24 protein-coding genes are annotated in these 25,260 nt (G+C 73.4%); 12 read left to right on the top strand and 12 right to left on the bottom strand.

Translation table 11 applies throughout. From position 1 onward, the window contains the following. Window positions 1–10: 10 nt before the first annotated feature. The 4 genes from AB0D67_RS28850 to AB0D67_RS28865 all read right to left on the bottom strand — a co-directional run bounded on the left by AB0D67_RS28850 (window position 11) and on the right by AB0D67_RS28865 (window position 6,551). Window positions 11–922, bottom strand: a complete 912-nt coding sequence (locus AB0D67_RS28850) for an ABC transporter permease (RefSeq protein WP_362942671.1) — start codon at window positions 920–922, stop codon at window positions 11–13. Further along, window positions 919–1,911, bottom strand: coding sequence for an ABC transporter permease (locus tag AB0D67_RS28855; RefSeq protein ID WP_362942674.1), 993 nt, complete (start codon window positions 1,909–1,911; stop codon window positions 919–921). The genes AB0D67_RS28850 and AB0D67_RS28855 overlap by 4 nt, the downstream gene beginning before the upstream one ends. 285 nt (window positions 1,912–2,196) lie before the next feature. Next, the gene (locus tag AB0D67_RS28860) at window positions 2,197–4,563 is read right to left on the bottom strand and encodes an AAA family ATPase (protein WP_362942677.1); all 2,367 of its coding nucleotides are present in this window, start codon (window positions 4,561–4,563) and stop codon (window positions 2,197–2,199) included. A gap of 323 nt (window positions 4,564–4,886) precedes the next feature. Then, window positions 4,887–6,551, bottom strand: a complete 1,665-nt coding sequence (locus AB0D67_RS28865; protein ID WP_362942680.1) for a hypothetical protein — start codon at window positions 6,549–6,551, stop codon at window positions 4,887–4,889. A 308-nt stretch (window positions 6,552–6,859) separates the two neighbouring features. Here AB0D67_RS28865 and AB0D67_RS28870 point away from each other — a divergent pair, with 308 nt between their 5' ends. The 3 genes from AB0D67_RS28870 to AB0D67_RS28880 all read left to right on the top strand — a co-directional run bounded on the left by AB0D67_RS28870 (window position 6,860) and on the right by AB0D67_RS28880 (window position 9,914). After that, window positions 6,860–8,398: an MFS transporter gene (locus AB0D67_RS28870; RefSeq protein ID WP_362942683.1), complete on the top strand. Its 1,539-nt coding sequence runs from the start codon at window positions 6,860–6,862 to the stop codon at window positions 8,396–8,398. 166 nt (window positions 8,399–8,564) lie between these two features. Then, window positions 8,565–9,419: a DoxX family protein gene (locus AB0D67_RS28875; RefSeq protein WP_362942686.1), complete on the top strand. Its 855-nt coding sequence runs from the start codon at window positions 8,565–8,567 to the stop codon at window positions 9,417–9,419. A 72-nt stretch (window positions 9,420–9,491) separates the two neighbouring features. Beyond that, window positions 9,492–9,914: a RidA family protein gene (locus AB0D67_RS28880; protein WP_362942689.1), complete on the top strand. Its 423-nt coding sequence runs from the start codon at window positions 9,492–9,494 to the stop codon at window positions 9,912–9,914. On the opposite strand, the gene AB0D67_RS28885 is transcribed toward AB0D67_RS28880, so the two are convergent. Then, the gene (locus AB0D67_RS28885) at window positions 9,911–10,309 is read right to left on the bottom strand and encodes a helix-turn-helix domain-containing protein (protein ID WP_362942692.1); all 399 of its coding nucleotides are present in this window, start codon (window positions 10,307–10,309) and stop codon (window positions 9,911–9,913) included. The two genes, AB0D67_RS28880 and AB0D67_RS28885, sit on opposite strands and share 4 nt — an antisense overlap. A 218-nt stretch (window positions 10,310–10,527) precedes the next feature. Here AB0D67_RS28885 and AB0D67_RS28890 point away from each other — a divergent pair, with 218 nt between their 5' ends. Continuing rightward, the gene (locus tag AB0D67_RS28890; protein ID WP_362942695.1) at window positions 10,528–11,199 is read left to right on the top strand and encodes an NAD(P)-binding domain-containing protein; all 672 of its coding nucleotides are present in this window, start codon (window positions 10,528–10,530) and stop codon (window positions 11,197–11,199) included. Window positions 11,200–11,299: 100 nt separating this feature from the next. Here the strand turns inward: AB0D67_RS28890 and AB0D67_RS28895 are convergent, their stop codons facing one another. Both AB0D67_RS28895 and AB0D67_RS28900 read right to left on the bottom strand, forming a co-directional pair. Then, complete coding sequence (locus AB0D67_RS28895; protein ID WP_362942698.1) at window positions 11,300–11,560, bottom strand: hypothetical protein; 261 nt, start codon at window positions 11,558–11,560, stop codon at window positions 11,300–11,302. A gap of 104 nt (window positions 11,561–11,664) precedes the next feature. Then, the gene (locus AB0D67_RS28900; RefSeq protein ID WP_362942701.1) at window positions 11,665–11,895 is read right to left on the bottom strand and encodes a hypothetical protein; all 231 of its coding nucleotides are present in this window, start codon (window positions 11,893–11,895) and stop codon (window positions 11,665–11,667) included. A 172-nt stretch (window positions 11,896–12,067) separates the two neighbouring features. On the opposite strand from AB0D67_RS28900, the gene sigJ reads away from it, so the two are divergent. From sigJ to pip, 5 genes are all read left to right on the top strand, one after another. After that, entirely contained in the window at window positions 12,068–12,934 is an 867-nt protein-coding gene (gene sigJ, locus AB0D67_RS28905) for an RNA polymerase sigma factor SigJ (RefSeq protein ID WP_362942704.1), read from the top strand. Next, on the top strand, window positions 12,931–13,395 hold the full coding sequence (locus tag AB0D67_RS28910; protein WP_362942707.1) for a carboxymuconolactone decarboxylase family protein: 465 nt from the start codon (window positions 12,931–12,933) through the stop codon (window positions 13,393–13,395). Before sigJ ends, AB0D67_RS28910 begins: the two co-directional genes overlap by 4 nt. 311 nt (window positions 13,396–13,706) lie before the next feature. Further along, window positions 13,707–13,880 (top strand): hypothetical protein, encoded by a 174-nt coding sequence (locus tag AB0D67_RS28915; RefSeq protein WP_362942710.1) that lies wholly within the window; start codon window positions 13,707–13,709, stop codon window positions 13,878–13,880. A 350-nt stretch (window positions 13,881–14,230) separates the two neighbouring features. Beyond that, window positions 14,231–14,872, top strand: coding sequence for a TetR/AcrR family transcriptional regulator (locus tag AB0D67_RS28920; RefSeq protein ID WP_362942713.1), 642 nt, complete (start codon window positions 14,231–14,233; stop codon window positions 14,870–14,872). A gap of 232 nt (window positions 14,873–15,104) precedes the next feature. Then, window positions 15,105–16,064: a prolyl aminopeptidase gene (gene pip, locus AB0D67_RS28925; RefSeq protein WP_362942716.1), complete on the top strand. Its 960-nt coding sequence runs from the start codon at window positions 15,105–15,107 to the stop codon at window positions 16,062–16,064. 31 nt (window positions 16,065–16,095) lie between these two features. Here the strand turns inward: pip and AB0D67_RS28930 are convergent, their stop codons facing one another. Next, window positions 16,096–17,085 (bottom strand): helix-turn-helix domain-containing protein, encoded by a 990-nt coding sequence (locus tag AB0D67_RS28930; protein WP_362942719.1) that lies wholly within the window; start codon window positions 17,083–17,085, stop codon window positions 16,096–16,098. A 138-nt stretch (window positions 17,086–17,223) separates the two neighbouring features. Between AB0D67_RS28930 and AB0D67_RS28935 the strand changes: the two genes are divergently transcribed. Next, window positions 17,224–17,724, top strand: a complete 501-nt coding sequence (locus AB0D67_RS28935; protein WP_362942722.1) for a rhodanese-like domain-containing protein — start codon at window positions 17,224–17,226, stop codon at window positions 17,722–17,724. A gap of 91 nt (window positions 17,725–17,815) precedes the next feature. Here AB0D67_RS28935 and AB0D67_RS28940 read toward each other — a convergent pair whose 3' ends face one another. The 3 genes from AB0D67_RS28940 to AB0D67_RS28950 form a co-directional block, all read right to left on the bottom strand. Continuing rightward, window positions 17,816–20,686: a vitamin B12-dependent ribonucleotide reductase gene (locus AB0D67_RS28940; RefSeq protein ID WP_362942725.1), complete on the bottom strand. Its 2,871-nt coding sequence runs from the start codon at window positions 20,684–20,686 to the stop codon at window positions 17,816–17,818. A gap of 100 nt (window positions 20,687–20,786) precedes the next feature. Continuing rightward, window positions 20,787–21,248, bottom strand: coding sequence for a transcriptional regulator NrdR (gene nrdR, locus AB0D67_RS28945; protein WP_362942728.1), 462 nt, complete (start codon window positions 21,246–21,248; stop codon window positions 20,787–20,789). Between the two features lie 428 nt (window positions 21,249–21,676). Next, on the bottom strand, window positions 21,677–21,952 hold the full coding sequence (locus AB0D67_RS28950; RefSeq protein WP_362942731.1) for a hypothetical protein: 276 nt from the start codon (window positions 21,950–21,952) through the stop codon (window positions 21,677–21,679). Window positions 21,953–22,162: 210 nt separating this feature from the next. On the opposite strand from AB0D67_RS28950, the gene lexA reads away from it, so the two are divergent. Next, window positions 22,163–22,867 (top strand): transcriptional repressor LexA, encoded by a 705-nt coding sequence (lexA, locus tag AB0D67_RS28955; protein WP_362942734.1) that lies wholly within the window; start codon window positions 22,163–22,165, stop codon window positions 22,865–22,867. Window positions 22,868–22,997: 130 nt separating this feature from the next. Here lexA and AB0D67_RS28960 read toward each other — a convergent pair whose 3' ends face one another. Continuing rightward, window positions 22,998–24,029 carry a YafY family protein gene (locus tag AB0D67_RS28960; RefSeq protein ID WP_362942737.1) on the bottom strand — a complete coding sequence of 344 codons (1,032 nt, stop codon included), beginning with the start codon at window positions 24,027–24,029 and terminating at the stop codon, window positions 22,998–23,000. 61 nt (window positions 24,030–24,090) lie between these two features. Between AB0D67_RS28960 and AB0D67_RS28965 the strand changes: the two genes are divergently transcribed. Continuing rightward, a complete protein-coding gene (locus AB0D67_RS28965) occupies window positions 24,091–25,221 on the top strand; it encodes an epoxide hydrolase family protein (RefSeq protein ID WP_362942740.1) in 1,131 nt (376 codons plus the stop codon). Window positions 25,222–25,260: the final 39 nt, after the last annotated feature.

The following is a 25,260-nucleotide window of genomic DNA, read 5'->3' on the forward strand; positions in this document are numbered from 1 at the left end:
CCGTACCCCTTCATCCGCGTCCTCTCCCGGAGGCCGGGTCGAAGGCGTCCCGCAGGGAGTCTCCGACCATGTTGACCGCGAGCACCGTCACGACCAGCAGCCCGGCGCAGAACCAGAACGTCCACGGGGCGTACAGGGCCGTCTTCGTGCCGTCGGCGATGAGGCTGCCCAGCGAGACGTCGGGCGGCTGGATGCCGAAGCCGAAGTAGGACAGGGAGGTCTCGGTGAGGATCGCGGCGCTGACGTTGAGCGTGGCGTCCACGACCAGCAGCGAGGACATGTTCGGCAGGATGTGCCGGAAGACGACCGTGGTGGGCCGCACCCCCATGAACCGGGCGGCGTGCACGAACTCCCGCTCCCGGAGCGAGATCGTCACGCTCCGCACGATCTTGGAGGTGACCATCCACAGGAACAGCGCCAGCACCAGCACGAACAGCGGCCACTGACCGCTCGCGAAGAGCGGCGACATGACCGCCAGGATCAGGAAGGCCGGGAGCACCAGCAGCAGGTCGGTGAACCAGGTCAGCACCCGGTCGGTCCAGCCCGCGAAGTATCCGGCGAACGCTCCCACCACGGCCGCCAGCGCGGTGCCGACGACCGCGGCGAGCAGGCCGACGACCAGCGACCGCCGCATGCCGCGCAGCGTGACGGCGTACACGTCGGCTCCGGTCTGCAGCGTGCCCCACCAGTGGACGGACGAGGGCGGCGCGAGGAAGGCGGTGAAGTCGCGGTCGGTGTAGCTCCACCGGCCGAGCAGCGGGCCGGCGAAGGCCAGCAGGAACATCAGCGCCAGCAGCGCGAACCCGGCCCGGCCCTGGAACGAGCCGAAGAAGCGGCCCGCGACCACCCGGAGCCGCGACGGCGCACCGAGCCGGTCTCCCGCCTCGAACTGCTCGGCGAGCTCCTCGCCGGTGACGCTCATCGGCCCGCCCCCACCCGGACCCGCGGGTCGAGAACGGCGTGCATCAGGTCGGAGGCCAGGGCGGCGGCCAGCACCGCGAGGGCGGCGAAGCAGCTGATCGCCGCGACGGTGTTGACGTCGTTGCCGGAGATGGAGTCGACGAGCTGTTCCCCCATGCCGTGCCAGCCGAAGATCTTCTCGGTGAAGGTCGTGCCGACCAGCAGCGCGCCGAAGGTGAAGGCGAAGTAGGTGACCGCCGGGATCAGCGCGGTGCGCAGCGCGTGCCTGACCAGCGCGGTACGGCGGCGCAGCCCCTTGGCCATGGCCGTGCGCACGAAGTCGGCCCCCAGGACGTCGAGCATCATGTTGCGCTGGTAGCGGCTGTAGACCGCGGCCAGGCCCAGCGACAGCGACAGCGTCGGCAGGGCCAGGTGCCGCAGGCGGTCGGCCGCCTGCGCGGCGAAGCCGCCGGGAAGGCCCGGCGTCGCCTCACCGCTGACCAGGAAGACGTGGGCGCCCACCAGGTAGTTGAACCAGACCGCGGCGATGATCAGGACGTTGGCGAGCACGACGGTGGGGACGGCCAGCACGGCGAACGACGCGCCGGTGGACAACCGGTCGAACGGGCCGTACTGCCGGACGGCCGCGCAGGCCCCGACGAGCACGCCGGTGACGCTGCCGAGCAGCAGCCCGGCGGTGATCAGCCGCAGGGTGACGCCGATCCGCCGCCCGAGGTCCTGGTTGACCGACCCGCCGGTGACCGTCCTGCCGAAGTCGCCGCGCACGACCCCGCCCGCCCACCTCAGGTAACGCTCGGGCAGCGGCGTGCGATCGTCGAGGTTCAGCTCGGCCAGGCGGGCGTCGACCACGGCGGGCGGGATCGGCGGGTTGCGGCCCTCGTAGTTGGCCCGCGGGTTCAGCGCGGTGGCCGCCAGCGCGTAGGCCAGGCTCGTGGCGACGGCGATCAACGCCAGGTAGTTGAGCAGCCTGCGGAAAAGGAATCCCGCCATCGTCCCCCTCCGCGTTCCCGCGCGCCGTCGGCAGCCATCCTGCTACATAATGCAGCAGCGCGAACACGCTACGTGCCCAATCGGGGGTGCGGTCTCGGTCAAGCGCCTCCCGGGTATGGCGGGGCCCCGGGCCGGAGCGCGGAATCCCGGCTCCCGGGGGCCCGGGGGCCCGGGGGCCCGGGCCGGAGCGTGGAGCCGGGATTCCGAGGCGGCCCCCGGCCCCGGCTCCCGGCTCTCGCAGAACGGGCCTTTCCGAACCGGGAGCGCCGGGAGACGGCGCGCGGGTCAGCGGCCGGCGAGCTCGTCGACGGCGGCCCGCAGGTCCGCGCCGGTGATGGTGGTCAGCTCCTCGGCGCTGGCGGTGCCGTCGAGGGCGGCCAGCCGGACGTCCCGGCACATCGCGGCGCGCTCGAACAGCGAGCGGGCGAACCGGCCGTTGCCCAGGCCGTCGATCAGGCCGTTGTCGCAGACCCAGGTGAAGACCTCCGACAGGTCCCGCCGGGCGGCCTCGTCGAAACGGTCGCCGGCCCGGAGGGCGAGCAGCTCGGCGATCTCGGCGAGCTCGCCCGGCGCGTAGGAGGGGAACCGCACCCGCTGGTTGAACCGGCTCGCCAGGCCGGGGTTGGTCGCCAGGAAGCGGTCCATCTCGTCCTCGTAGCCGGCCAGGATGACCACCAGCCGGTCGCGGTCGTCCTCGGCCCGCTTGAGCAGCGTCTGCACGGCCTCGGCGCCGAAGGCGTCACCCCCGGCGTAGCCCGGGTTGACCAGGCTGTACGCCTCGTCGATGAACAGCACCCCGCCGAGCGCCCGGTCGACCAGCTCGTTCGTCTTGATCGCGGTGGCGCCGAGGTGCTGTCCCACCAGGTCGGCCCGCTGGGCCTCCACCACGTCGGGCTGGGCGAGCAGGCCCAGCGCGGCGAAGATGCGGCCGACGATGCGGGCCACCGTGGTCTTGCCCGTGCCGGGCGGGCCGGTGAAGACGAAGTGCCTCATCTGCGGCGGGGTCGGCAGGCCGCGCTCCTGGCGCATCCTCGCCACCCTGAGCTGCGCGGTGATCGCGTGCACCTGCTGCTTGACCGGCTCCAGGCCGGCCATCCGGTCCAGGTCGGCGAGCGCCTCCTCCAGGCTGGGGGCCGCCTGGTAGCCGCGGTAGCGGGCGGTCAGCTCGTCGAACGCCTTGGCGACGTCGGCGGAGGTGACGGTGACGAGGTCCTCGGTGGTCGGCGCGCCTCCCGCGCCCACCACGCGCACGTCGCGGGCCTGGGCGGCGGCCTCGACGAGGCTGCGGGCGAACCGGGCGTTGCCCAGCTCGTCGACCAGCCCGCGCCGGTGGACGTCCTCGAACCGGGCGAGCAGCGCGGGCGCGGCGTCCGGGGCCGTCCGGTCGCCGCGTCCCCGCTGCAGCAGCTCGGTGATCCGCAGCAGTTCCTCGGGCGCGTAGCCGGGGAAGTGGATCCGGCTCGCGAACCGGCTGGACAGCCCGGGGTTGGACGACAGGAAGGAGGCCATCTCCTTCTCGTAGCCGGCCAGGATGATGATCAGCCGGTCGCGGTCGTCCTCGGCCCGTTTGAGCAGCGTCTGCACGGCCTCCGCGCCGAACCGGTCGGGCTGGCCGTCACCGGAGTTGATCAGACCGTAGGCCTCGTCGATGAACAGCACCCCGCCGAGCGCCCGGTCGACCAGCTCGTTCGTCTTGATCGCGGTGGCGCCGAGGAACTCCCCCACCAGGTCGGCCCGCTGGGCCTCCACCACGTACGGGGTCTCCAGCAGGCCGAAGGCGTAGAAGATCTTCGCGACGGTCCGGGCGACGCTGGTCTTGCCGGTGCCCGGCGGACCGGCGAACACGAAGTGGCGCATCGGCGGCTCGGTCGTGTATCCGGCCTCCCTGCGCAGCCGGGCCGCCTCGATCGAGGCGGCGATGGACCGCACCTGCTCCTTCACCGGGGCGAGGCCGATCATGGCGTCCAGCTCGCCGAGCGCCTCCTCCACCGAGATCGGCGGCGGCGCGGTACGGCCGGCGGACGCGGCGGCCGGCGGGCCCCCCTCCCTGCCGCGGAGCCGCTCGGCCCGGCCGGCCCGTTCCGGCCGCGCGTGCCCCTCGGCGGCGTCCAGCGCGGCCTTGGCCCGGCGCGCCTGGACGAAGCGGTACACCAGCACCGCGGCGGCCGCGCCGTAGGCGGCCCACACGGCGACGCCCGGCACGGTCAGTCCGGCGGCGACGGCCACCACCCCGGCCGCGGCCAGGGCCATGAGCGTGGTCATCCACGGGGGGACCCAGCGGATGACGTGCGCCAGACCGGCCACGGGCAGGGCCAGCAGCATCATCCCGGTCGGGGCGAGGGAGGGGCCGAAGACGAACCCGAAGATCGGGAGCGCCGGCAGCATCCAGGCGGCCACGACCGCCACGGTGGCGGCGGCGCGGGGGTAGCGCAGGGCCAGTGACACGAAGCCGAGCAGGGCGATCGTGACGGGCAGCGCGGTGAGGAGGGGCCAGCCCATGCCGAGCGCCAGCCCCGCCGCGGCGACCAGGACCGCGACGTGGATCAGCCGCCGCACCGGAGGGGGGAGGCGGAAGTATCGCATCCGCACCTGCTCGAACGCGTCACGTGCCGCCGCGCGTCCCGCCGGCCGGGCCATGTCGGGTTCCCGCATCACGCCTCCCCGGTTTGCCACCCGGTTATACCGCACCGGACAGACGTTCGCGCGTGCCTGGGCGTCGCGCCACGCCGCCGTTCGGTCATGATCGGGCGAAGCGGTAGGACCGGATGAACCCCACGATCCGGGCGGCGGCCTCCTGCCCGCCACGCGTCACGGCAAACCGGCAGGGAAATCTCACCGTCCGGCAAGCCCGCGTGTGCGGGCCCGGTGTCCGGCCGACGCGGGCCCGGTATCCGGCGCGGACCCGATGTCCGGTCGACGCGGACCCGATGTCCAGCCGGCACGGGCCCGGTGTCCAGCCCGTACGGACTCGATGTTCAGCCGGCGCGAGCCCGGCCCCGGTGGCGTCCGGGGAACTCGCCGACCGTGACGTGCTCGGGGGTGACGCGCAGCACGCCGGCCTCGGGGTCGCCGACCGCGACACCGCGCACCTCGACCCAGAACCCGCGTTCGACGGGGTCGGCGGCGAAAACCGCCACCCGGGGATCGCGCTCGGCCGCCTCCCAGGCGTCCTCCCCGGCGACCAGGCGCAACTCGCCGCCCGGTCCGATCGCGCCGACCGCGCCGACCGCGAGCGCGCGGGGCCCGCCGGAGGCGGCGCAGGCGAGCACCACCTCCCGGGCGTGGACGAAGGCACGGCGCACGTCACCGCTGAGGCCGACCGGGGGCCCGGCGTCACCCGGCAGCCGGCCGCCACGGCCGTCGTGCATGATCAGGGACGCCCGCCAGGGGCCCGGCGACCCCTGCCACCACGCCCGCGCCGACCGGACGGCGAACACCGCCGCGAACACCGCCAGGGCCGTCACGGCGCACCACCAGGCCAGGTCGCCCGCCCGGTCGCGCCCGTACCCGGTGGCCCGGGCGGCCGCCGCGACGACGGCGAGCGCCGACCACGCGCGGCCCGCCACCAGCCACAGGGTCACGTCGGCGGCGCGCCGGGCCGTACGGTCCCCGCCGGCGGCGGCGAACTGGGCCAGAGCGGCGACCGGCCGTCCCCGCCACGCCTCGGCCAGGACGCGCAGCACGAACACGGCGACGCCGTTGAGCAGGACCGTCCCGGCCAGGACGGCCCACGCGCCGTCGAAATCCCCCGCCGCGGACCGGGAGACCGCCCGCGGCAGGGTGGCGACCGCCGCGACGTAGGCGGCGAGCGCGACCGGGGTCACCGACACGGACACCGCGAGCCACACGTCCCTGGCGAGCATGCCGGGGACATAGGACCAGAGCCTGACCCGGCGGGCCTGGCGGAGGGTGATCGCCACGACGGCCGCGAGCACCGCGCCGCAGCCGATCTCCGCCCAGGTCACCAGGCCGGCTCCGAAGGCCGCGACGGCCGCCGTGACGAGCGCCGCGGCCAGCAGCAGGCGGGTCTGCCGGGCCCACGACTCCAGGGCCCGCCTCGCCCGCCCGGTCTCGCGCGGATCCACCGGCCACGCCGGGTCGTGGTGGTCCCGGGGGCTCTCCCAGCGAAGCAGGGCCAGGCCCAGGCCGACCCTCGCCCCGGGGTGCCCGTCCAGCCGGCGCAGCGCCTCCCGGTAGGAGTCCCCGGCCGCGCGGTGCTCGCCGCGCAGCAGAGCGAGGTCGCCGGCGAGGACGTGGGGGTCGGGCTCCTGCGGCGCGTAGCGCACGGCCCGCGCCGCCTGCGCCCTCGACTCCCGCCAGCGGCCGGGCACGTGCCGCAGGGCCGCCCCCAGGCGCAGCCGCGCCGTCCAGGACCCCGGAGCCAGCCGTACGGCCTCCTCCGCGGCGGCGACGGCCTCGGCGGAGCGGCCGAGCCGCTCGAACGCGAGGCTGGCCAGGCGGTAGCCCCACCCTGCCGCGTACTCGGCGCCCGGGTCGCGCTCCACCGCCCGGCGGGCGGCCTCCAGCGCGGCCTCGGGCCGGTCCTCGGCCAGGTGCCACGCGGCCAGGGCGCACCACTCGCGCGGGTCACCGGGATCCGCCGGCGGTGGGGTTCCGTTCTCCGCGGATCTCGTTCTCACCGGCCGCGACCCCCGGGGGTCCGGTGGGTGTCGCGTGTCTCGCCGGGCTCGCCGCGGGTTCCGCGCTCATCGGCCACGATGGCCATGATCTGTGCGGAGGCGGCGTTTGCCTAGACGGCGGCCACATGCCTGTATCTCTCTAGAGAGGTGGCGCGCGCCGGTCCGCCTCACGCCGGTGCGCGCGGCCGCCACGGGCATACCGCCGTGAACCGATAACCTCGATGCCGACTCAATCAGTGCCCGACTTCGCCTAAGCTGCGTCGCATGTTCGTCCAGGCCGGCAAGACCCCCCGCCGCCGATGAGCGCCATGAGGGTCGCGGTGGCGCCCTCGCGGCGCGAGGGGGGTCGGCGGACGGGCGAGCCGAACCGCTGGTCGGTCCTCGCCCTCCTCTGTTTCAGTCTGCTGCTCATCGCGGTGGACGCCACCGTCCTGCACATCGCGGTCCCGGCGCTGACCTCCGCGCTGGAGCCGAGCTCGGTGGAACTGCTGTGGATCATCGACGCCTACTCGCTGGTGGTCGCGCCGCTGCTGCTGACCTTCGGCACGCTCGGCGACCGCCACGGACGCAAGCGCCTGGTGCTCGCCGGTTACCTCGTCTTCGGCGTCGCCTCGGCCGCGGCGGCCTTCGCGCCGACCCCGCTCACCCTCATCTCCGCGCGGGTGCTCCTGGGCGTCGGCGGAGCCATGATCATGCCGGCCACGCTGTCCATCATCCGGCAGGTCTTCACCGACCGCCGGGAGCGCGCGCTCGCACTGGGCGTGTGGAGCGCGGTCGCGGCGGCCGGGGCCGCGGTGGGGCCGGTCATCGGCGGTCTGCTCGTCGAGCACTTCTGGTGGGGCGCCGTCTTCCTGATCAACGTGCCGATCCTGCTGGTGCTGCTGCCCACCGCCGCCAGGCTGCTGCCCGAGTGCCGTCCGCGTGACCCGAAGCCGTGGGACGCGCCCAGCGCGCTGCTGTCGGTGCTGGGCATCCTCGCGCTGGCCTTCGGGCTGAAGGAGGCGGGCTCGGGCCATCCGGCCGGGATCGCGGCGTTCGTCTGCGGGGCCGGGCTGCTGGTCTGGTTCGTGCGACGGCAGCGGAGGCTGGCGTTCCCCCTGCTCGACCTCGATCTGTTCCGGCGGCGGGCCTTCTCCGTCGGCGTGGCGGCGGTGCTGCTGGCCGTCTTCGCCCTGGTGGGCCTGGAGCTGATGCTCGCCCAGTACCTCCAGCTCGTGCTCGGCGACAGCCCGCTCGGAGCGGCGATCCGCATGCTGCCGCTCATGGTCGCCGCCGTCTGCGGCGGGCTGGCCGGCGCTCGGCTGCTGCGCTGGTTCGGGCTGCGCGCCACGATGAGCGGCGGGCTCGCGCTGACCGCCCTGTCGCTGACGCCCCCGCTCACCTGGGGTACGGAGGCCCATCCCCTGGTCCTCGCGCTCTGCTTCGTCGGGATCGGCTTCGGCATCCAGGTCACCCTGCTTGCCGCCTCCGACACGATCATGTCGTCCGCCCCCGAGGATCGCGCCGGCGGCGCCGCGGCGATCGAGGAGACGGCCTACGAGCTGGGCGCCGGCCTGGGTGTGGCGATCCTCGGCACGGTCACCACCCTCGTCTACGCGCCTTCGCTGGCCCGGGTCCCGGGCGTCCCGCCCGCGCTGATGGACCAGGCCCGCCAGTCGCTCGCCGCCGCCGCGCACGTGGCGCGGGAGGTCGGCGGCGGCACCGGTACGGCGCTGCTGAACGCCGCCCGCGCCGCCTTCGTCTCCGGCCTGCACACCACGGTCCTGGTGAGCCTGCTCCTGCTGGCCGGCACCGCCGCCGCCGTGGCGCTGCTGGTGCCGCGCGACCGGCGGGACGACTCCGGCTGAGCCGGCCCCGGGGCCGCGAGGCCGGGCGGGGAGAGCCAGCCGGACCGGTCAAGGAGGACGGACCGGGCCGGAGAGGCGTTTTTTCCGGCGGCACGCCGGGCGTTTGAGAAACCCGTTCGCGGTCAGCTATGGGCATGAACGCGGAATCTCCCCAGAATGAGGAACCGTGCGACAAACCCTCCGCGATCTCGCCGCTCTGGCCGCCCGGCTGGGAGTGGGCGGGATCTTCTTCGCGAACGGCTGGCACAAGCTGGAGGCGGGCCTGACCGCCACCAACGACCAGTTCACGTCCCTCGGGGCGCCCGCGCCCGGAGCCTGGGCCGCCGCGACGATGCTGATCGAGCTCGTCGGCGGGGTGCTCCTGGTGGCCGGGCTGGCGGTTCCCGCCTGCGGTCTGATGCTGTTCGCCGAGGCCGTCGCGGTGTTCGTCGTGACCACCGGCGAGCACGGCCTGCCGCTGACCGGCGGGGACGTCAGCCTGGTGATCGCGCTCGGCGCCGCCTCCGTCCTCCTCGCGGTCGTCGGCGCGGGCCGCCTGTCGGTCGACCACCTGCTGGTGATGAGGCGGCGGGAGGCCGAGGCCGCCCAGGACTTCGCCGCCGAGACCGAGGCCGACGACGTGATCGCGGCACTGCGCGAGCCGGAGTCCGCCCGGGGCGCCGGAACCGCCGGAACCACCGCCGGAGCCGCGGGTTCCGCGGACGCGGGAGACGCCGGGCCGGCGGGGACGGGGCGCGGGCCGGCACCCGGCGGGGACACCGCGGAGTTCCCCGCCCGGCAGCGGGCGCACCCGTACGGGGACACCGGGGACACCGGGGACACCGGGGACACGCGGGACGGCGGGAACGCCGGAGAGACGGGAGGGACCACCGTCGGCGGGGATCCGCCCGGCGCCCGGGAGAAGGCCCCCGGACCGGGCGGCGCCGCGGATCCGCGTGACGTCCCGGGCGGAGGTGCCGGCGGCCCCTCCGGAAGTCACGACGTCCTGGTGGCCCGGCGGGACGAGCCCCGGGGAGACTGAGCGGCCCCGTCCGGTGTGGCCTGTGGAAGGATGCGGCGGACAGTCCGCCGTGTCCGGATACAAGGAGTTTCGATGATCCGCCGCTGGAATCCCGACGTCGTGGCCGCCCCGGCCGGCCGCTACAGCCACCTCGCGGCGGTGCCCGAGGGCCACGAGCTGGTGATGATCTCCGGGCAGCTCGGCGTGCTGCCGGACGGCGCCCTCGCGGGCCCGGACGCGGAGTCACAGGCGCGGCAGGTCTACGTCAACATCGAGCTGCTGCTCGAATCGATCGGCGCGACGCCGGCGCACCTGGTGAAGGTGTTCACGATGGTCGCGGGGACCGAGCACCTGCCGGGCTGCCGCGCGGCGATGGGAGAGGCGTTCGGCAGGTGGTTCCCGGACGGCGACTGGCCCGCCCAGTCGCTGGCGGTGGTCGCGGCCCTGGCAGCCCCCGAGTTCGCCGTCGAGGTGGAGGCCGTGGCCGCCGTCCCGCGCACCGCCGGACGCGGCTAGCGGAGGTCCTCGCCGGGCCGGGGACGGGGGTCGCGGGGACACCCCGGGGTGAGGGCCTCGGCCCGGTCCTGGGCGGCGAGGACGTCATCGCCGTGCTCGAACGCCCATTCCCCGAACGCCCCGATCAGCGGCACCAGGCTGCGGCCCAGGTCGGTCAGGCCGTACTCGACCCGCGGGGGCGCCTCCGGGTAGGCCCGCCGTCCGACGAGGCCGTTGTACTCAAGCCTGCGGAGCGTCTCGGTGAGCACCTTCCGGCTGATCCCGCCGATCCCCTCGCGCAGCTCCCCCGGCCTGCGCGGGCCGGAGCGCAGCGCCCACAGCACGACGGCGTTCCAGGTGTTGCCGATCAGGTCGAAGGCGAGCCGGGCACGGCAGTCGGCGAGGAACACGTCCACGTCACCGATTATGCCGCCGCCGTCGCGCACCGAACGGTGCCTTACGGCTTGCCTATGGTCGTTCCCAACGGCCCGCGACGCGGAGCCGGGGCGGACGGCACGCGGACCGGGTCATCCCCCGGTCCGCGGCGCGGAGCCGGGCCGGACGGCACGCGTGCCGGGTCGTCACCCGGTCCACGGACACCGGCCACGACGGCATGACGACATGGGGAGGACGGATGCGCATCGGCATCCTCGGGGCGGGCAACATGGCCGACGCCCTCGGCACGCAGTGGGCCCGCGCGGGCCACGAGCTCATGGTGAGCGGCCGGGACGCGGCGAAGGCCGCGGCCCTGGCGGAGCGTCTGGGACCGGCGGCCCGAGCGGGCGCCTGGGCCGAGGCGGCCGGGTTCGGGGAGGCGGTGCTGCTGGCCGTACACGCGGAGGCGGTGCCCGACGTCCTGGCGGCGGCCGGCTCGGCGGACGGGGCGTTGCGCGGGCGCGTGCTGATCGACTGCACCAACTCCGTGGTCCCCGGGAGGTTCGTCCTCGCCACCGAGGGCGGCCCCTCGATGGCCCGGCGCGTCGCGGAGATCGCGGCCGGCGCCCGCGTCGTCAAGGCGTTCAACCTCTGCCACGAGGACGTCTGGCGGATGACGCCGCCCGTCTTCGACGGCGAACGGCTGGCCGTCCCGCTGTGCGGGGACGACCCCGGCGCGCTCGCGACGGTACGGTCCCTGGCCGAGGACCTGGGCTGCGAGGCCGTCGAGGCCGGCGGCCTGGACCGCGCCGGGCTGCTGGAGGCGACGATGGCGTTCATGGTCGGCCTGTGGTTCCGCGGCGCGGACGCCCGGGCGGTGCTGCCGCCCGTGCGGTACGCGTTCGGCGATCCCGCCGCGGCCACACGCTGACCCGGGCGCGGACCCCGCAGCGGCCACGCTGATCCGGACGGAGATCCCGCCGCAACCGGCTCCGGCGGTGGCCCCGTCGCGCGCCGATCCGGACGGCGGTCTACAGGCCGCGCTGCTGGGCCGGGACCCCGACCCGGTCCACGATCGCCTCGGCTCCCTCCTGCCGGGCGCAGTTCGCGCAGCAGTACCAGCGCCCGTCGGCCTCCACCCCGTGCCCGACGATCCGCACACCGCAGTGCTCGCAGACCGGCGCCATGCCGCTGATCGCGCACTCGAAGCTGTCGAAGACGTGCACGGCCCCCTGGGCGTGCACCTCGAAGCACATGTCGTAGTCGTTGCCGCAGACCTCACACCGAGCCATGTCTCCCCCCGAAAACCGGCGGCGTCCTCGCCGTGGGTCTACCCGGCCGGGGACGGACTCAGACGAAGCCGGTCGAACGTTGACCCGTCATCGCGGGACCGGAGTCAGGCGGAGGCATGCGTCCCGGAGGCGGCCCGCATCCCGAAATCGCCCTGCGTCCCGGGGGTGGCCGCGGGCCGGGTGCGGAAGACGACGACCGAGTCGGGAGGCTCGGGGTGGCAGACGGGGCAGCCCGGGTCGCTACAGGCCACGGGGCACGCGCCGCGCCCGCACCAGTGCTCGGAGGCGGTCTCGCAGGCCGCGGCGTGGACGGGGGTGGGCTCGATGACGTTCACTTCACCCCCGCCCTTTCACGTCTCCGTCATGGTAAGTCAACCCGCGCCGCGCGAGGGGGCGCAATCATCATCTTCCCCGGCCCCCTCCGGGTTTCCGCGCCTTTCCGGGTGCTCCGGCGGCGGCTCCGACCGGCGGATGTCACACACTCGAAGGGTGTCCCGTCCTCCATGTGTGAAGACCGATGAAGATCTCGCCGCCGAGTTCGCCGCGATCCGGCCCCGCCTGGTGGGCGTGGCCTACGGCCTGCTCGGCAGCCTCGACGAGGCCGAGGACGTGGTCCAGGAGGCGTGGTTCCGATTGGGCCGCGCCGGCCGCGAGGAGATCCGGGACGTCACGGGCTGGCTGGTGGTCACGGTCTCCCGGCTCGCGCTGGACGTGCTGCGCTCGGCGCGGGCGCGCCGGGAGGAGTACGTCGGACCGTGGCTGCCCGAGCCGGTGGTGGGCGGGGGCGACCCGGCCGACCGGGTGACGCTGGACGAGTCGATGAGCATGGCGATGCTCGTCGTGCTGGAGTCGCTCAGCCCGGCCGAGCGCACCGCGTTCGTGCTGCACGACGTGTTCGGGATGCCGTTCGACGAGGTGGGCCGGACCGTGGGGCGCTCACCGGCCGCCTGCCGCCAGCTCGCCGCCCGGGCGCGCCGGCACGTCGCGGCGCGGGCGCCCCGGTTCGAGGTGGACGCCGCCGAGCACCGCAGGGTGGTCGAGGCGTTCGCCCGGGCCGGTTCCGGGGACGACATCGGCGCGCTGATGGAGCTGCTCGACCCCGGCGTGGTGCTGCGCAGCGACGGGGGCGGCCTGGTCACCGCCGCCAGGCGGCCCGTCCGTGGCGCCGACCGGGTGGCCCGCTTCCTGATCGGGATCACCAGGCGGTACGGCCCCTCCCGCGGGTTCGCTCCGGTCGCGGTCAACGGCTGGCCGGGGCTGCTGCGGTTCCGGCGGGGCGCGCCGCACGGCGTCTACACGCTGAACACGGCCGGTGGCCGGATCACCGAGATCTACATCGTGATGAACCCGGAGAAGCTGAGGAGCATTCCATGAAGGAACGGATGGACATCGCCGAAGTCGCCCCCGAGGGCTACCAGGCCATGCTGGGCCTGGAGAAGTACCTCAACGGCAGCGGCCTGCCGAGACCCACGCTGAAGTTGGTGAAGGTGCGGGCCAGCCAGATCAACGGCTGCGGCTTCTGCGTGGACATGCACAGCCACGAGGCGAAGCAGGCCGGCGAGAGCGACGAGCGGTTGTTCTCGGTGGCCGCCTGGCGGGAGACGCCGTACTACACCGACGCCGAACGGGCGGCCCTGGCCTTGGCCGAGGAGGTCACCCGGCTCAGCGACCGGGCGGAGGCGGTGCCGGACCACGTGTGGGAGGAGGCCGCCCGGCACTTCGAGCCGCCGCTCCTGGCCGCGCTCGTGATGGCGATCTCGACGATCAACGCCTGGAACCGGATCTGCGTCACCACGCGTAAGGTCGCGGGTTCTCTTCGCAACCAAAGCGGTTGATGCGGAGGGTCTCCCGGGGCTAGGTTGGCTCGCACGGGCTTTCCGTGCGAGCCGGCCTTTTACACCGGCTCGCGGCGGGGAATGCCGGGTGATATCGGACACACCAGGCGTAAAGAAAAGGGGGGCGGACCATGCGACGCAGCAAGACCATCAGGCCGCGTGACCGGCGCCGCCGCACCGTCGGCACCGAGCCGGACCTGCGGACCCCGTCGGGCCGCATGCTTCCTTATTGAACGTCCCTTTACAGTGGTTTTACGCGGTTCTCTGTAAACAACTCGCGTAACGGAATCATCACGCCGGGGGGCTGTTCAATGAGGAGACTTGCGGTCGTGCCGCCTCAGGTCGCACGGCTCAAGATCAGGGATATCCGTTCCGCGAAGGACCGCGGGCCCGCCAGGGACGCCAAGGTCGTCGACCTCCGCGCCTACGCCGGACGCAACGTCGTGCTCTTCCCGCGGACGAGCGGCCCCACACCGGCGGCCTGATCCGTCCGAGGGATGGCGGGGTTCCCGCCGAGACGTAGCGGAAGACCCGCCCGGGGCGGGTCTTCCGGCTTTCCGGAGCCGCTTCCCCTGGACCGTCCTTCCCGAGCCGCCCCTCTCGGGCCTTCCTCACGAAGGCGTCCCTCTTAGGCCGCCCCTTCCGGACCTTCCTTGCCGAGGTGCCCTCCTCACGCCTTCCTCGCCGGGGCGCTCCCTCAAGCCGCCCTCACCGGGGCGTCCTTCCGAGGCCGTCCTTCCAGGACCGCCACGGACCGCCACGGATCGCCCCGGCATCCGAGGCCACGCCACCGTTCATAGAACGGAAGGTTATGTTCCGTGACTATAGTGGAAGGGTGGAGACGACGACCCCGGCCCCCATGAGCGGCCGCAAGGCCCAGGCCGCCCGGAACGACCAGGTGATCCTCGAAGCGGCGCGGGCGGTGTTCGTCGCCGACCCCGGCGCCCCGATCTCGGCGGTGGCCGAGCGGGCGGGGGTGGGCATCAGCGCGCTCTACCGCCGCTACGCCGGCAAGGAGGACCTCCTGCGCAAACTCTGCTCCGACGGGCTGCGGACCTACATCGCGGAGGCCGAGACCGCTCTGTCGAACCGGGACGACCCGTGGGAGGCGCTCGCCGGTTTCATGCGGCGCATCGTGGACGCCGACGTCCACTCCCTGACGATCAACCTCGCCGGCACCTTCACCCCCACCGAGGAGCTAGGGCGCGAGGCCGCCCGCGCCGGCGGGCTCGCCGAGCAGGTATTCGACCGCGCCGCCCGGGCAGGCGTCGTGCGGCCCGGCCTGAACACCTCCGACATGTCACTGATCTTCGACCAGCTCGCCGCCCTCCACCTCGGCGACGAGGAGCGGACCGCGCAGATACGGCGCCGCCATCTCACCCTGATGCTGGACGCTCTGCGCCTGACCTCCGCTCCTCCCCCGCCCGGCCCGCCGCCGACCGCCGAGGAGGTCACCCGCCGCTGGACGGCCGGCTGACCCGGGCGGCGTCGGCCCGTTCTCGCCCGGGGCGAGCGCGACCAGGTCCCGCCGGGCCGGACGGCGGCCGCGGTGTCCATGAGGTCGATCAGGTGACGTGAGCGACCGCCGAGCGGTTCCGGCCCGGTGGCGGGTAAATCGATTCGCTTATGTAACAGCGCTGTTGTATTTTCGGGAGCCTTGCCCGGCCATGCCGTCACACCGTACGGCGCACCGTCGAAGGGAACCCGACATGACGCAGCCCCCCGCCCCGCTCGAACCCCATGACCACGGCATGCTCGACGTCGGCGACGGCAACCTTGTCCACTGGGAGGTGTACGGCAACCCCGAGGGCAAGCCCGCCCTCGTCGTGCACGGCGGCCCGGGGGCGGAGTCCGCACCCCGCCACGCCCGCTCCTTCGACCTGGAGCGCTACCGGGTCACCCTGTTCGACCAGCGCGGCTGCGGGCGCAGCACCCCGCACGCGAGCGACCCCGCCGCCGACATGAGCGTCAACACCACCGAGCACCTGCTGGCCGACATGGAACGGCTGCGCGAGCACCTGGGCGTCGACCGCTGGCTGCTGTTCGGCGGCTCCTGGGCGTCCACGCTCATCCTCGCCTACGCCGAGCGCCACCCCGAACGAGTGTCGGAGATCGTCATCCCCGCCGTCACCATGACCCGGCGCTCGGAGACCGACTGGCTGTACCGGGGCGTCGGCCGGTTCTTCCCCGAGGCTTGGGACCGGTTCCGCACCGCCCTCCCCGAGGCCGACCGCGACGGCGACCTGGTCGCGGCCTACGCCCGGCTCATGGAGCACCCCGACGCCGAGGTGCGGGCCAAAGCGGCGGCCGACTGGCTGGCCTGGGAGGACGCGGTGATCTCCACGGAGCCGAACGGCAGGCGGGGCGCCTACAGCGACCGGCCGTCCGACGCGATGCTGGCGTTCGTCCGGATCTGCTCCCACTACTTCGCCCACGGCGCCTGGCTGGAGGAGGGTGTGCTGCTGCGCGAGGCGCACCGCCTGGCCGGGATACCCGGCGTGCTGATCCACGGCCGCCACGACCTCGGCAGCCCGGTCGGCACCGCCTGGGAGCTCGCCCAGGCATGGCCGGACGCGAAGCTGATCGTCATCGAGGACTCCGGCCACACCGGCAGCGACACCATGCGTGACGAGATCCGCGCCGCGCTCGACCGCTTCGCCACGCGGTGAGCCCCGGGTGAACCCCGGCGACCGTTCCCGCTCACGGGGTGGCGCGGAAGGCCCTGCGGTAGGCCGACGGGGAGGTCCGCATCGCCCGGGTGAAGTGATGGCGGAAGGTCGCCGGGCTGTCGAACCCGACCGCGGCCCCGACCTCCTCGACCGGCACGGCCGTGGACTCCAGCAGCGGGAGGCTGGCCGCGATCCGCTGGGACGTCACCCAGCGCAGCGGGCTGGTGCCGGTGCGGCGGCCGAAGTGCCGGACGAAGGTGCGCTGCGACATGCGGGCGGCCCGGGCCAGGGCGCCGACGGTGATCGGCCCGGTCAGGTGGTCCAGCGCCCAGCCCATCGCGGCGGCCACCCCGTCGTCCTCCTCCGCCGGGACCACCGCGGCCTCGATGAACTGCGCCTGCCCGCCCTCCCGGTGAGGTGAGACGACCAGCCTGCGCGCGACCGCGTTGGCCACGCCCGGCCCGTGGTCCCTGCGGACCAGGTGCAGCAGCAGGTCCAGCCCGGCCGCGCTGCCCGCGCTGGTCAGCACGTCCCCGCCGTCCACGTAGAGCACGCCGGGATCGACCCGCACCCGGGGGAACCGCCGCTGCAGCAGCCCGGCGTACCTCCAGTGGGTGGTGGCCTCCCGGTCGTCCAGCAGTCCCGCCTGGGCCAGCGCGAACGCCCCCGAACAGATCGACACGATCCGGGCGCCCCGGGCGTGCGCCGTCCGCAGCGCCGCGACCACCTCCGGCGACACCGAGCCGGAAACGTCCGGCACGGCCGGGACGATCACCGTGCCCGCGTCGGCCGCGACGTCGAGGCCGTGTGCCGCCCGCATGGTGAACCCTCCGGCGATGCGCAGGTCCGCACCGCTTTCGGCGCACACCGTCAGCTCGTACCAGGGGACCTCCAGCTCGGGCCGTGGAAGGCCGAAGATCTCCACGACGCAGCCCAGCTCGAAGGGAGCCATGCCGTCGAAGGCGAGCACCGAGACGGTACGGCGGGCACCGCGGCGCTCCATCGGAATCGGGAACGGCATGGCGGGATCTTAGCGGGGAACGGCATTCGTGCCACTGTCGGCCCCGGAGCCGCGGACGCCATCATCGTGCCCGTCCCCTTCTCGTCCGGTCGCGCCCTTCGCCGGGCGGAGTGCCGACGTCCACAGAAAGGATGCCGAATGTCCGTCTCCCCCTCCGCCGTCACAGCCGCCTCCCCCGTCACCTCCGCCGTCACCGCGGTCCCCGCCGCCGGCCGGGCCGCCGCATCGGCCCACTTCGCGAACCGGCTGGCGTTCGAGACCGACGTGTCCGACGTCGCCGCGGACCTGGCCTCCGGAGTCCCGGGCATCGTCGTGGTGGACTCGCGCAGCGCGGAGAGCTGGGCGCAGGGACACGTGGACGGCGCGGTCCACCTGCCGACCGCCGAGATCGCCCGCCGGGCCGCCGAGGTGGTGCCGGCGGGCGCGACCGTGGTGACCTACTGCTGGGGCCCGGGCTGCAACGGCGCCACCCGTGCCGCCCTGGAGTTCGCCAGGCTGGGTCACCCCGTCAAGGAGATGATCGGCGGATTCGAGTACTGGGTGCGGGAGGGGTTCGCCGTGGCGACGGCGACCGGCGTCTCCCGCCGCCGGCCCGACCCGCTGACCGCTCCCGTCTCCGGCGCCGCCTGCGCCTGCTGATCCGTACACCGCTCACACGCACGAGGGGGGCGGTGCGCCCGGCCGTCCGCCGGGCGCACCGCCCCCCTGACTCCGCGAGGAGGTGCCGCGATCAGCTGCAGCCGCTGGTGGAGCCGCAGCCCTCGCAGACGTAGCAGCTGCCGGCCGGGCGCATCTTGGTGCCGCAGGTCATGCAGAGCGGCGCGTCGGCGGTGCGGCCCTGGTGGGACTCCAGGGAGCCGCCGCGCTCCGGCCGGGCCTCGGCCGCGGGGACGTCCGCGGCGTCGGCGGCGCCCGTGCCCTCCCCGGACCTGGCCTGCTCGATCGGCGCCGAGGTGGCCAACTCGGCGATGACCTCGGCGGCGTGCAGCGGGGCCGGGTCCTCGCCGCGCTGCTGGGCGGCCCGCTCGGAGGCGGAGAAGATGCCCAGGGCCGCCCGCTCGTCGTAGGGCAGGTGGTCCAGCGCCAGGCGGCGGAAGATGTAGTCCATCACCGAGGCGGCCATGCGGATGTCCGGGTCGTCGGTCATGCCCGCCGGGTCGAACCGCATGTTGACGAACTTGCTGACGTAGGTCTCCAGCGGCACGCCGTACTGCAGGCCGATGGAGATGGCGACCGAGAAGGCGTCCATGACGCCGGCGAGGGTCGAGCCCTGCTTGGACATCTTCAGGAAGACCTCGCCGAGACCGTCGTCGGGGTAGGACGAGGCGGTCATGTAGCCCTTGGCGCCGCCCACGGTGAAGCGGGTGGTGGTGCTGGGGCGCTGGTTCGGCATCCGGCGGCGGGTCGGACGGCCCACCTCCACGATCTGGACCTGCGGCTGCGCGGCCGGCTCGGCGGCCTGCCCGGCCGTCTTGTCCTCGGCCTTCTTCCCCCCGGCCGACAGCGGCTGGCCGACCTTGCAGTTGTCGCGGTAGACCGCCAGGGCCTTGAGGCCGAGCTTCCAGCCGGCCATGTAGACCTGCTCGATGTCCTCGATCGTGGCCGACTCGGGCAGGTTGACCGTCTTGGAGATGGCGCCGGACAGGAACGGCTGGACGGCGGCCATCATGCGCACGTGGCCCATGGGGGCGATCGCCCGCTCGCCCATGGCGCAGTCGAACACCTCGTAGTGTTCGAGCCGCAGGCCGGGGGCGTCCACGACGTGGCCGTTGGCGGCGATGTACTCGACGATCGCCTCGACCTGCTCCTCCTGGTAGCCCAGGCGGCGCAGGGCCCGCGGGATCGTCTGGTTGACGATCTGCATGGAGCCGCCGCCCACGAGCTTCTTGAACTTCACCAGGGCGAGGTCGGGCTCGATGCCGGTGGTGTCGCAGTCCATCATCAGGCCGATGGTGCCGGTGGGCGCCAGCAGCGACGCCTGGGCGTTGCGGTAGCCGTTCTTCTCCCCCAGCTTCAGGCAGTCGGCCCACTGACGGGTCGCCTCGGCGTGGAGGCCCTTGTCCATGGCGTCCAGCGTGCGCAGGTCGTCGTTGGCCGCGGCGTGCTTGCGCATGACACGCTTGTGGGCCTCGATGTTGCGGGCGTAGCCGTCGTACGGTCCCACGACCCCGGCCAGCTCGGCGCTGCGGCGGTAGGAGACGCCGGTCATCAGCGAGGTGATGGCGCCGGCGATGGCCCGGCCGCCGTCGGAGTCGTAGGCGTGGCCGGTGGCCATGAGCAGCGCGCCGAGGTTGGCGTAGCCGATGCCGAGCTGACGGTAGGCGCGGGTGGTCTCGGCGATCTTCTCGGTCGGGAAGTCGGCGAACGTGATGGAGACGTCCATCGCGGTGATGACCAGCTCGGTCACCTTCACGAAGCTCGCGACGTCGAAGGTCTCGTCGTCCTTGAGGAACTTCAGCAGGTTGATGCTGGCGAGGTTGCAGGAGGAGTTGTCCAGGTGGAGGTACTCCGAGCACGGGTTGCTGGCGGTGATGCGGCCCGTCTCGGGGCTGGTGTGCCAGTCGTTGATCGTGTCGTCGTACTGGACGCCCGGGTCGGCGCACTCCCAGGCGGCCTTGGCCATCTTGCGGAACAGGTCGCGGGCGTCGATCGTCTCGATGACCTCGCCGGTGAGGCGGGCGCGCAGGCCGAACCGGTCGCCGTCCTCCACCGCGCGCATGAACTCGTCGGAGACGCGCACGGAGTTGTTGGCGTTCTGGTACTGGACGGAGACGATGTCCTTGCCGCCCAGGTCCATGTCGAACCCGGCGTCGCGCAGCGCGCGGACCTTGTCCTCCTCGCGCGCCTTGGTCTCGATGAACTCCTCGACGTCGGGGTGGTCGACGTCGAGGACGACCATCTTGGCCGCGCGGCGGGTCGCGCCGCCGGACTTGATGGTGCCCGCGGAGGCGTCCGCGCCGCGCATGAAGGAGACGGGGCCGCTGGCCGTGCCGCCGCTGGAGAGCAGTTCCTTGGAGGAGCGGATCCGGGAGAGGTTCACGCCGGAGCCCGAACCGCCCTTGAAGATCACGCCCTCTTCCTTGTACCAGTCGAGGATCGACTCCATGGTGTCGTCGACGGCGAGGATGAAGCAGGCGCTCACCTGCTGCGGCGAGGCGGTGCCCACGTTGAACCACACCGGCGAGTTGAAGCTGAACACCTGGTTGACCAGGGCGTGCTTGAGCTCGTGGTCGAAGATCTCGGCGTCCTCGTCGGTGGCGAAGTAGCCGTTCTCCACCGCGGTCCTGGTGTAGACGCCCACCACGCGGTCGACCAGCTGCTTGAGGCTCCACTCGCGCTGCGGGGTGCCGACCGCGCCGCGGAAGTACTTGGTGGTCACGATGTTGGCGGCGTTGACCGACCAGGACTCGGGGAACTCCACGCCCCGCTGCTCGAAGTTGATCGAGCCGTCCCGCCAGTTGGTCATGACGACGTCACGGCGTTCCCAGGACACCTCGTCGTAGGGATGCACTCCGGGGGTGGTGAAGATGCGCTTCATCTTCAGCCCCTTGCGCAGCCGCCTGCCCCCGCCCGCGGCCGTACCGCTGACCGTCTCCGTCATGACTTCCCCCTTCCGGGGCCCCGCCTTTTCGCGGAACCCACGAGTCGGACCACATCAACGCGCCGCTCTGGCCCCCGGCGCCCGGGGTTCGGATTCAGTTTCAGTCCTGCTTGGCGGAGCGTTCCGCGCGCAACTGCTCGATCTCGGCCTCGAAGTCGGCCAGGGTCTCGAAGCCGCGGTAGACGGAGGCGAACCGGAGGTACGCCACCTCGTCCAGCTCGCGCAGCGGGCCCAGGATCGCCAGCCCCACCTCGGGGGCGGCGATCTCGGCCGCTCCCGTCGCGCGGATGCTCTCCTCCACCCGCTGGCCCAGCTGGGCGAGGGAGTCCTCGCTCACCGGACGCCCCTGGCACGCCCGCCGCACTCCGGCGATCACCTTGTCCCGGAAGAACGGCTCGGTGACCCCGCTGCGCTTGCTGACCATGAGCAGGACGGTCTCCTGCGTGGTGAACCTGCGGCCGCATTCGGGGCACGTGCGCCTGCGGCGGATGGCGCCGCCGTCGTCGGTGGACCGGCTGTCGATGACCCGCGTGTCCGGGTGACGACAGAACGGACAGTGCACGCGGGTCGCCTCCTTGGCCTGCAGGTGGCCCGCGCCCTGTGTTTCGCCTCGTGTTTCCCGCAAACCCCATGGCAGGGGCGCGCGCGCACGTCTTCCAAGGGTCGAAATGCGGTAACGAAAACACAATCTATGGTGAAGTTCACCGGTGGAGCCACTAGATGTTGTGGTCCAACGGTAGGAGGGTCCGACCATGAACGCAAGTCAGCCGGGCCCCGCGCGCCGAAGTCGCTGATCAGCGCGCCGACCCGGCGTGTCGCCCTCTCCTGCCCCGGCGGTCACGGCGGTAACACCCCCGGCGCCCCTTTCGGCCCTCACACCCGCGAAGCCGCCGCACCCCGAGGCCGCACCCCGAGGCCGCCGCGTCCCGGCGGCCGGGACGCCGGCCGCCGGGACGCGCGGTCATCCGCCGGGACGCGCCGTCACGGTGATCACGGCGCCGCCTGCCGGGGCCCGGCGTCGCGGGCCGGGACCGACGAGGAGTCGGCGCACCCCGGATAGCCGACCCCGAGGGTCGCGTCGATGCGGGGACCGAGCCACAGCGCCCCCAGGGTGGCGAGGGTGAGGACCGCCAGCACGACGGCCCTGCCCCGCCTGGTGAGCCGGACCGGCGCACCAGGGTATCGGACGTTCCCCGGCGGCCCGGGCCTGCGGCCGGGCCGCCGCCGGGATCGTGGCGCCGCCATCTCCGCCGCGGTCGCCTTCATATTGACCACCCCCTCCGACCTGGTCGAACACACGTCGAGGAAAGATCGGCGAATCGAACACGATGTCGATCGAACTCCCGTACGATGTTGTACACCACGCCGTCGGTCATTTCGAGGAAGACTCGAACAGTTGTTTGAACATGATCTTCGACGGCGGTACGGTCGCTGTGGGCGACACGGGCAATGCAGACCGGGAGGCAAGGAGATCGCATGAGCGAGCACGACGAGAACGGTTCGGCCGTCAACGACCTGGCGGTGCGCAGACGTGACTCCCTCGGCCTCACCCCCAGGCAGCGGAAGATCCTCGAGGTGATCCGCGACTCGGTGCAGCAGCGCGGCTACCCGCCGTCCATGCGGGAGATCGGCGAGGCGGTGCAGCTAACCAGCACCTCCAGCGTGTCGCACCAGCTGACGGCGTTGCAGCGCAAGGGCTATCTGCGCCGCGACCCGCACCGTCCCCGCGCGCTCGAGGTGCGCCTCCCCGGCGAGCCGGTGCTGTGGGTGGACCCGGACGCCGCCCAGGAGGGCGTCAGCCGCCCCACCGCGGCCTATGTCCCGCTCGTCGGCCGGATCGCCGCGGGCGGCCCGATCCTCGCCGAGGAGAGCGTCGAGGACGTCTTCGCGCTGCCCAAGCAGCTCGTCGGCGAGGGCACGCTCTTCCTGCTCCAGGTGGCCGGCGACTCGATGATCGAGGCCGCCATCGCCGACGGCGACTGGGTCGTCGTCCGCCAGCAGCCCGTGGCCGACAACGGCGACGTGGTCGCCGCGATGATCGACGGCGAGGCCACGGTGAAGACCTTCAAGCGCAAGGGCGGCCACGTCTGGCTGGTCCCGCACAACCCGAACTACGACCCGATCCCCGGCGACGAGGCGACCGTCCTGGGCAAGGTCGTCGCGGTGCTGCGCAAGCTTTAGACCCTTCCCTGGAGGAGCGGGCCCCGGTCTCCACCGGGGCCCGCTCCTTTCCGTCTCCGTCTTCCCGGGCCGCCTCACCGCCCGGTGCCCTCCGCCGGCCCTTCGGTGCCCGCCACCCTCCCGGGCCGCCTCACCGCCCGGCGCCCTCCGTCGGCCCCCCGGCCTCCTCCACGCCCGGCGTCCGCGTGGCCGGGGGCCGCCGCTCCCGTGGCGTAGCCCCCTCGGCACCCGCCCCGCCGCAGCGCAGGCCGATCTCGCGGAGGGCGTGGAGCAGTTCCGGCGGGCCGCCGACCTCGAAGTCGGCTTCCAGCATCAGGATGTGCAGGGCGAGCCGGTACGGGGTGTCGGCGACCGCGTGGACGACGCACGTGTGCTCGTCGACCGGCTCCACCAGGACCGACGCCGGGACGCGGGCGGCCATCAGGCCGGCGGGGGCGTGCACCGTGACCCGGGCCCGGCACCGGAACAGGGCGGTGTCCACCCCTTGACGGACCGACTCCGCCGGCGGCGCCTCCCGCGGGGAGAACCGGGGACCCTGCGGGGTACGCGGGGTGATCCGGTCGGCGCGGAAGACCCGCCAGTCGTCACGCCGGACGTCCCATGCCAGCAGGTACCACCGGTGGCCGGTGTGCACCAGCCGGTAGGGCTCGACGTCGCGCACGGTGGCGGTGCCGTCGTGGGCGCGGTAGTCGAAACGCAGCCGGTGCCGGTCGCGGCAGGCCGCCGTGAGCACGACGAGGGTCTCCGCCGGCACGACCGGGCCGCCCGGGGAGAGCGCGACGGTGTGATCGTGCAGCGCGCCCACCCGGCGTCGCAGCCGGGACGGAAGCACCTGCTCCAGCTTGGCCAGCGCGCGTACGGCGGTCTCCTCGATGCCCGCGACGGTGCCCCCGGCGGCTGTGCGCAGGCTCACCGCGACCGCCACGGCCTCCTCGTCGTCGAGAAGCAGCGGCGGCAGCTCGGCGCCGGCGCCGAGCCGGTAGCCGCCGGCCACGCCGGGGGAGGCGCGCACCGGATAACCGAGGTCGCGCAGTTTGCCGATGTCGTAGCGGACCGTGCGCGGGCTGACCTCCAGCCGGTCGGCCAGTTCGGCGCCGCTCCATTCCGTACGGCTCTGCAGAAGCGACAGGAGGCGGAGCAGGCGCGCCGAGGTTTCCAGCATTTCCTCAGGATGCCGGTCATCGCGGCAAATAGCTTGCCACAATGGATGAAACAGTCCTTCCATGAGCCACGAGATCCGTCCCTTCCGCGTCGAGATTCCCCAGAGCGACCTGGACGACCTGCGCGAGCGGCTGCGCCGTACCCGCTTCGCCCCGCAGGTCCCCGGTACCGGCCCCGAGCGGGGCGTGCCGACCGACGACCTCAGGGAGCTGGTGGAGTACTGGGCGACCGGCTACGACTGGCGTGAGCACGAGGCCCGGCTCAACGTCCACCCGCAGTTCGTCACCACCGTCGACGGCCAGGACATCCACTTCCTGCACGTGCGTTCACCCGAGCCGGACGCCGTACCGCTGATCCTCACGCACGGCTGGCCCGGCTCGGTGCTGGAGTTCCACGACGTCATCGGCCCGCTGACCGATCCGCGTGCGCACGGCGGGGATCCAGCCGACGCGTTCCATCTGGTCATCCCGTCCCTGCCCGGGTACGGGTTCTCCGCGCCGCTCAACGAGGCCGGCTGGACGCTGAACCGGATCGCCCGGACGTGGGCGACGCTGATGGCCCGGCTGGGTTACGACCGCTACGGCGCGCAGGGCGGCGACTGGGGCTGGGGCGTCTCCCGCGAGCTGGGGTTGATCGACGCCGAGCATGTCATCGGGGTACACGTGAACTACCTGCTCACCTTCCCCTCCGGCCGGCCGGACGAACTGGAGGGGCTCGGCGAGGCGGACCGCGCCCGGCTGGCCGGTCTGGAGCGCTTCACCGGCGAGCTCGGCGGCTACCGGGCGATCCAGTCGACCCGCCCGCAGACCCTCGCCCACGGCCTGGCCGACTCTCCCGCCGGCCAGCTCGCCTGGATCGCGGAGAAGTTCACCGAGTGGACCGACGAGGACGTCGACCGCGACGTCCTGCTGACCAACGTGACGCTCTACTGGCTGACCAACACCGCCGCGTCCTCGGCGCAGCTCTACTACGAGTTCGCCCAGGCGTGGAGCAGGCCGGAGGTCTCGCCCACCCCGATGGGCGTGGCGGTCTTCCCCCGCGACATCGCCCTGCCGATCCGCTCACTGGCCGAACGCACCGACAAGATCGTTCACTGGACCGAGTTCGACCGCGGCGGCCACTTCGCCGCCCTGGAGCAGCCCGAGCTGCTCGCCGGTGACATCAGGGCGTTCTTCCGCGCTCTCGGCCGCTGACCCCGGCCCACCCCGGAGGGCAGGGGCGCCCGGAGCATG

The organism is Streptosporangium sp. NPDC048047, assembly GCF_040653115.1.
Taxonomy (GTDB): Bacteria; Actinomycetota; Actinomycetes; order Streptosporangiales; family Streptosporangiaceae; genus Streptosporangium.

Excerpts from the sequence above, each read along its gene's own strand:
- AB0D67_RS28915 (WP_362942710.1), top strand. The coding sequence starts at position 13,707 with ATGAGGAGACTTGCGGTCGTGCCGCCTCAGGTCGCACGGCTCAAGATC.
- AB0D67_RS28935 (WP_362942722.1), top strand. The coding sequence starts at position 17,224 with ATGTCCGTCTCCCCCTCCGCCGTCACAGCCGCCTCCCCCGTCACCTCC.
- AB0D67_RS28880 (WP_362942689.1), top strand. The coding sequence starts at position 9,492 with ATGATCCGCCGCTGGAATCCCGACGTCGTGGCCGCCCCGGCCGGCCGC.
- AB0D67_RS28895 (WP_362942698.1), bottom strand. The coding sequence starts at position 11,560 with ATGGCTCGGTGTGAGGTCTGCGGCAACGACTACGACATGTGCTTCGAG.
- AB0D67_RS28860 (WP_362942677.1), bottom strand. The coding sequence starts at position 4,563 with ATGCGGGAACCCGACATGGCCCGGCCGGCGGGACGCGCGGCGGCACGT.
- AB0D67_RS28965 (WP_362942740.1), top strand. The coding sequence starts at position 24,091 with ATGAGCCACGAGATCCGTCCCTTCCGCGTCGAGATTCCCCAGAGCGAC.
- AB0D67_RS28950 (WP_362942731.1), bottom strand. The coding sequence starts at position 21,952 with ATGAAGGCGACCGCGGCGGAGATGGCGGCGCCACGATCCCGGCGGCGG.
- AB0D67_RS28870 (WP_362942683.1), top strand. The coding sequence starts at position 6,860 with ATGAGGGTCGCGGTGGCGCCCTCGCGGCGCGAGGGGGGTCGGCGGACG.
- pip (WP_362942716.1), top strand. The coding sequence starts at position 15,105 with ATGACGCAGCCCCCCGCCCCGCTCGAACCCCATGACCACGGCATGCTC.
- AB0D67_RS28940 (WP_362942725.1), bottom strand. The coding sequence starts at position 20,686 with ATGACGGAGACGGTCAGCGGTACGGCCGCGGGCGGGGGCAGGCGGCTG.
- AB0D67_RS28910 (WP_362942707.1), top strand. The coding sequence starts at position 12,931 with ATGAAGGAACGGATGGACATCGCCGAAGTCGCCCCCGAGGGCTACCAG.
- AB0D67_RS28855 (WP_362942674.1), bottom strand. The coding sequence starts at position 1,911 with ATGGCGGGATTCCTTTTCCGCAGGCTGCTCAACTACCTGGCGTTGATC.
- lexA (WP_362942734.1), top strand. The coding sequence starts at position 22,163 with ATGAGCGAGCACGACGAGAACGGTTCGGCCGTCAACGACCTGGCGGTG.
- AB0D67_RS28890 (WP_362942695.1), top strand. The coding sequence starts at position 10,528 with ATGCGCATCGGCATCCTCGGGGCGGGCAACATGGCCGACGCCCTCGGC.
- AB0D67_RS28960 (WP_362942737.1), bottom strand. The coding sequence starts at position 24,029 with ATGCTGGAAACCTCGGCGCGCCTGCTCCGCCTCCTGTCGCTTCTGCAG.
- AB0D67_RS28930 (WP_362942719.1), bottom strand. The coding sequence starts at position 17,085 with ATGCCGTTCCCGATTCCGATGGAGCGCCGCGGTGCCCGCCGTACCGTC.
- AB0D67_RS28850 (WP_362942671.1), bottom strand. The coding sequence starts at position 922 with ATGAGCGTCACCGGCGAGGAGCTCGCCGAGCAGTTCGAGGCGGGAGAC.